The 5,427-nt window shown below is 47.3% G+C and carries 4 protein-coding genes; 2 read left to right on the top strand and 2 right to left on the bottom strand.

All coding sequences use genetic code 11. The annotated features are described in order from the left end of the window. Nucleotides 1–199: 199 nt before the first annotated feature. A complete protein-coding gene (locus ACP5D4_RS20845) occupies nucleotides 200–742 on the top strand; it encodes a phycobiliprotein lyase (protein WP_428013532.1) in 543 nt (180 codons plus the stop codon). A 133-nt stretch (nucleotides 743–875) separates the two neighbouring features. Here the strand turns inward: ACP5D4_RS20845 and ACP5D4_RS20840 are convergent, their stop codons facing one another. Together ACP5D4_RS20840 and ACP5D4_RS20835 are read right to left on the bottom strand one after the other, a co-directional pair. Continuing rightward, nucleotides 876–2,777, bottom strand: coding sequence for a sensor histidine kinase (locus ACP5D4_RS20840; protein WP_428013531.1), 1,902 nt, complete (start codon nucleotides 2,775–2,777; stop codon nucleotides 876–878). A gap of 58 nt (nucleotides 2,778–2,835) precedes the next feature. Then, on the bottom strand, nucleotides 2,836–3,627 hold the full coding sequence (locus tag ACP5D4_RS20835; RefSeq protein ID WP_428013530.1) for a phosphate/phosphite/phosphonate ABC transporter substrate-binding protein: 792 nt from the start codon (nucleotides 3,625–3,627) through the stop codon (nucleotides 2,836–2,838). Between the two features lie 344 nt (nucleotides 3,628–3,971). On the opposite strand from ACP5D4_RS20835, the gene ACP5D4_RS20830 reads away from it, so the two are divergent. Continuing rightward, nucleotides 3,972–5,303 carry an endonuclease/exonuclease/phosphatase family protein gene (locus ACP5D4_RS20830; RefSeq protein ID WP_428013529.1) on the top strand — a complete coding sequence of 444 codons (1,332 nt, stop codon included), beginning with the start codon at nucleotides 3,972–3,974 and terminating at the stop codon, nucleotides 5,301–5,303. Nucleotides 5,304–5,427 lie beyond the last annotated feature (124 nt).

Here is a 5,427-nt window from a genome sequence, read left to right as displayed (position 1 = left end):
AGATCGTGAGGTCTGGGAATCCCCGCGCCTTTAGGCCGGGGAGGATGTCAACTCTCTTAAAACTCGTTTAAACGAACGGGTGGGAACGGGAGCTTCCGTCACGCCTTGGTCTGGGTTCATTGGTGTGTGTTAACTTTTAATAAGACTGCTTGACGAAAGTGGCGACACTCTATCTCAATCTCTCGTGAGGACGTTCTCTATGACTTTTCCCGTACAAATCGATCGCGTCTCCACCGAAGCCCTGGTAGAGCAGTTTTTCCGCAAAACCGAGGGGCGCTGGAAATCGGTGCGACGCTACTACAGGCTCCAAACGGGAGAACCGCCCCAAGAGGTGACGAGTTTCATCGACATTGAATTTTTAAACGCCGGACATTCCCGCCTCGTCCAACTCGCGCACCGCCACGAATTCGAGGACGAGATGGCCTTCGTTTGCGGGAGTTATATCACCTGGGAAAGTCATTATGAAGGCGTCAGTCGCAAACCCGCCAAAGGTTCGACGGTTTTCGGCGTTAAGGGAGAGAGGTTATATCGCGATCGCGGCTTCGCCACTCCCAAACCCGTCACCGCTCGCTACGAGTTTCGCAATGCCGATACGATGTGTCTGTACACGGAGTACAACAACTCGCAGTTTGAAGAAGAAATCAAGCTGATTGGCAGCAAATACCGCACTCGTCAGACGATTATTTCCCGCGACGGGGAAGAGTTGACGATCGGTCAGTATCTCGAAACCCGCCTCTTTTGACCGCCTCGAGCATTTCGTCGTAGCGAGGCAGCAGTTGGCGAATTCCACCGTCAAAGTCGGCGGTGTTGCTGAAGACTTCTCCAGGGTAAATGGTTTGAGTCACGATCGCATTGCGTGAAACGACGCTTGTATTTTAATTGGTATTTTCAGAGGTTTCGATCGCGCGATCGATGGATTCCTTGGGGAAGTGGCAGGGAATTTGAATGATAAATTCTGTTCCTTGTCCGGCCGTAGAAATACAGTCGATTTTTCCACCATGGGTTTGGGTGATAATCTGATGAGATATCGACAGCCCTAATCCGGTGCCTTTGCCAATGGGTTTGGTCGTGAAAAAGGGATCGAACAAACGATGTTTTGCCGCTTCGGGAATTCCTAAGCCATTGTCGGCGATGCGGATTTCAATGCGATCGCCCTCGATAAGCTGGGTTTGAATCCGAATGGTTAAAGAGATGTCCTTGGCCTCTGTAGACTCACCGTTGAGGGGGGTCTCGCACTGGCGATCGAATTTTTCTTCTAACGCATCGATCGCGTTTGTTAAAACATTCATAAACACTTGATTCAGTTGTCCGGCGTAGCATTTTACAGTCGGCAGTTTTCCGTATTTTTTTAACACTTGGATTTCCGGGCGCTCTTTTTGAGCTTTCAGACGATTGATGAGAATCGTCAGCGTACTCTCGATTCCATCGTGAATGTCGATCGACTTGATTTCCGATTCGTCTAGCCGAGAAAATAGTCGCAGCGACTTTACAATTTCTCGAATTCGCTCGGCGCCAACTGTCATGGATTGATAGAGTTTAGCCAGATCTTCATTGAGAAAATCTAGCTCGATTTCTTCAGATTTATCTCGAATTTCAATATCGGGTTCAGGATAGTGTTTTTGATATAATTCGAGTAATTCTAATAAATCTTGAGTATAATCTTTGGCGTGGCTTAAATTACCATAAATAAAATTAATGGGATTGTTGATTTCATGCGCGACTCCTGCAACCATTTGCCCCAAACTCGACATTTTTTCGTTTTGGACGAGTTGCATTTGCGTTTGCTTGAGTTCTCGCAGCGTGTTTTCAAGTTCTTGGGTTCGTTCGGCGACTCGATTTTCTAAATTATCTCGCGCAGCTTCCAGCTCGTCAGTATATTTTCCCACCCACTGAATCAGTTGATTGAGGGATTTCGCCAGCGAACCAATTTCGTCTCGAGTCGTCACCGGAACTTGAAGTGTAAAATTGGCCTCTTCGGTGACTTGTTGTGCGACTTTGGTCACGTTGAGAATGGGATTGGCAATGGCTTGACTGGTTCGTTTAGCTAACCAAGCTGCCATCATCGCAGAAAGAACGATACTGCTTACAATTACCCCCGTTCTGAGTTTCGCGGCTCGCTTGAGTTCGATTTCGGCTTGTTGCGAGATTCGCTGAGACTGTTTTTCAAAGTACGTGACTCGTTCTAACAAGTCGTTCAAGCGGTTGTGCAACTGAACGGATTCTTCTTCAGTTAACAGTTGTACGAATTTCTGTCGATCGATTGCGTAAGGCTGAGAGTCTACTCGATCGGGTACGATGTTCTTGTTCAGAGTATCAAGCCACTGCACGTAAGCATCGATTTCGAGTTCGCAATCTTGCATGAGTGCTTGTAATGCCTCGGAACGACCGGGGAATAAATTAGGATTTGAGTAGCTAAAGGTTTGTGCTTCCCGTAGTGTGGCTTTGAGTTGACTGACGCTGTTGTGCAATTGACTGATTCTATAGTGAAAAACTAGAATATCTTCAGAGGCAAAGATGAGTTCGATCGGATGCGATCGGACGTTCGATATATTGCGATTTAACTCTTCAATATAGTGTTCTTCTTTCTCGATACGATCGAGAATATATTCGGTTTTTTGAGTATAATAAACGAACGCACTAAAACCGAAAATAGTGCCGAAAACGACAACCCCAATCGCTAACGCATATCCATAGCTGAGCTTTTGCCGAAACGACCATCGATCGAGGATAGCTTGCTGCCAATTTTGAATTTTTTTGTATGTTTTTAAGGGCTTCATTTATTGTATTGGGTTTTGTGAAAAACTCAAAATGCTTTATTTAACTCAATTCATTTATTTATTGAATGAGGTATTCTTGACCTAGGGATTTGTAGGTCTCTCGCAAATCATTATAATCCTCATCCTTTGCAGGTAAAATTTGTGAATTTCCATACTTCATTTTTTCCGAAGATGATTGCAGAGCTTGTAAGAATAAATCCTTGTTTTCAAGGATGCGAGAACGCATCGTTTCAACAAACCTCGAGCCGAGTTGTAAATTTGCCACTAAAACATCACCAGGAATTCGTTCGCTTTTGGCAATAATAGAGAGCGTGCGAGGGGATACGCCAACTTCTCGAACGATGCTGAAATACAAATTATTAGAAATTACCCAAGCATCGACTTCCCCTTGAATTAAGGCTTCGAGTCCCTCTTTGTTAAAAATATCTTGGCTGATAACGGGAATCAGATCGGACTGCAACTTTAAACCGACATCGAGAAAGAGTTTGCAGGGATAAATATGTTGAGAGGTAGAACCAATAGGACCTATCGAAACTTTTTTGCCTTTCAGATCGCGAATCGATCGCAAGTTGCTGTCTCGACGAACCACAATCACTGAGTAATAAGTCGGTCGCGTGATGGAAACAATCGGAACAGCATTCGCTCTCGCTTGCAAAATGAGATATTCAGACGGCCCCGACAAAGCCAAATCCAATCGATCGGCGAGCATCGCTGGAACAGCATCGAGATGACTTTTGACGGGAACAAATTCAACTTTAATGTTAAGAATATCTGCCAAAACTTGGCGAGCTGGTTCGTAAAGTTCCTGAAGTTGCTGCAATCCCTGTGTGTCGGTGACAGTCAGTCTCAAACTTTCGGGATTTCGAGGCCCCAAATCATCGATATCAAATTGTGTCGCGACACATCCAGAAGTCAACCCAACGAGGCATAATACAAAATAACGTCTCTTCATTTAACTTAATCTCCTTATGAGATGGTTAAGTTACGGCTGGCTTTTAGATTTATATAAATCATAGCTTATTTATAACAATAAAAAATCAATTTGTCATCTTCTCGAGCGGTGTTTGATGGTTAAATTTACATTAAATTCACAATTCGCATTTTGAATTAAAATTTGAATTAACCAGTAAGTCACTTACAGAAGAATTCTTGACAGATGGCAAATTCCTGCAACAATCAAATAGAGTGCTTGTCGTGTCTGGAGTCGTTGCCTTGTCCATCGATCGAATTTCTCAAGCCTTAAAGGATTTCGTCCCCGACGCCTACCAAGGTAGCGACGAATACCTCGATATTATTACCTGGAACCTCCGCTTCTTTAACGACCTCGACCCCGAACGAGTTCGCATCGTTCGCCAGATTTTCGAGGAACTCAACGCCGACATCTTCGTATTGCAAGAAGTCGCCGAAGGCTCCCTCGACGGAATCGCCGACGAACTCACCCAACGGGGAGCGGGATTTTACGAAACCATCTACGGCCTGAGCGGCGGCGATATCCGCGTGGCGTTCCTGTACGATACAGAGTGGGTTCGCGCCACCACCGAACCCGAGGAACTGTTCGCGGACGATTCGCCGACGGTGCAAGTGGGACGAGTTCGCAAACCCGTTTTTCCCCGTTATCCCCTCCATACAAGGTTTGTGGCGTTGTCTGCACCGGGAAGTCCCGAACCGCCGTTTGACTTTCACCTCGTCGGGGTTCATTTGAAGTCCCAGCGGGATTCTCGTCGGGGACATCGCAGCGAGGAACAGCGGACGGCGGCGGCGAGGTTGCTGGCGGAGTGGCTGCAAAACGAAGCCGTGGATGAGGATGTCATCATCGCGGGAGATTGGAACGCTTCGCCGTTTCAGTCGGAATGGGAAGTGTTGCGGAATTTGGAAGCGGCGGGACAGCTTCGGTTTGCGAACTGGAACCACGATCGCGAAGGAAGTCACTTTTTTTCCAGCGGCTACAGTTCTCGGTTAGATTTTATTGCGGTGACGTCTCAGGTGGAGGGGGTGGAACGGTTACAGGATCGATCGAAAGTCATTAACTGGAATCTGTTGCTGGAAAACGGGGTATCGCAGTCGTTGCGGGAACAGTTGCGATCGAAAATTAGCGACCATCTTCCGGTATTGACGCGGTTCTATTTTACCGATCGCGATCGCGACGAGGAAATTGTCGAACCGCCGTCGGAGTCCGTGGAGTTTCCCGGCGTGGCGGTTCCCGGAAGCGTGAAAATCGTGGCGGCGAAAGTCAATCCCGCCGGACCCGAAGCAGGAAACGAAACGGTGACGCTGTTGAATTTGTCTCCGGATACGGTGGATTTGTCCGGTTGGGGAATTCGCGACAGTCGCGATCGCCAGCATACCATCGAAGATTTGACGGTTCCCGGCGGCGAGACGGTACAGGTGGTGTTGAAAGCGAGAACGGCGCAACTGGTCAATCGCGGCGGTTCGATTTCTTTGGTTGACGATCGCGGCGACGAGGTGCATTCGGTGACGTATACCCGCCAGCAAGCCTCGAAACAAGGTTGGTCGATCGCGTTTTAGGTTTCGCCTCCTGTCGCCTCGTTCTCAGCCTCTAGCTGGGAAGGCCTATAGTTTGTACCGATAGTTTGTCAGGGTAAACGCATCAAATTTTTGAGCCGTTCTGTGGTAGAGAATGGGAGAGAAC

It is taken from the genome of Baaleninema sp. (genome assembly GCF_049974805.1).
Taxonomy (GTDB): Bacteria; Cyanobacteriota; Cyanobacteriia; order Cyanobacteriales; family Geitlerinemataceae; genus Baaleninema.
The sequence above is the reverse complement of the archived record's forward strand: the minus strand, read 5'-3'. Positions and strand labels throughout refer to the sequence as shown.

Excerpts from the sequence above, each read along its gene's own strand:
- ACP5D4_RS20845 (WP_428013532.1), top strand. The coding sequence starts at position 200 with ATGACTTTTCCCGTACAAATCGATCGCGTCTCCACCGAAGCCCTGGTA.
- ACP5D4_RS20840 (WP_428013531.1), bottom strand. The coding sequence starts at position 2,777 with ATGAAGCCCTTAAAAACATACAAAAAAATTCAAAATTGGCAGCAAGCT.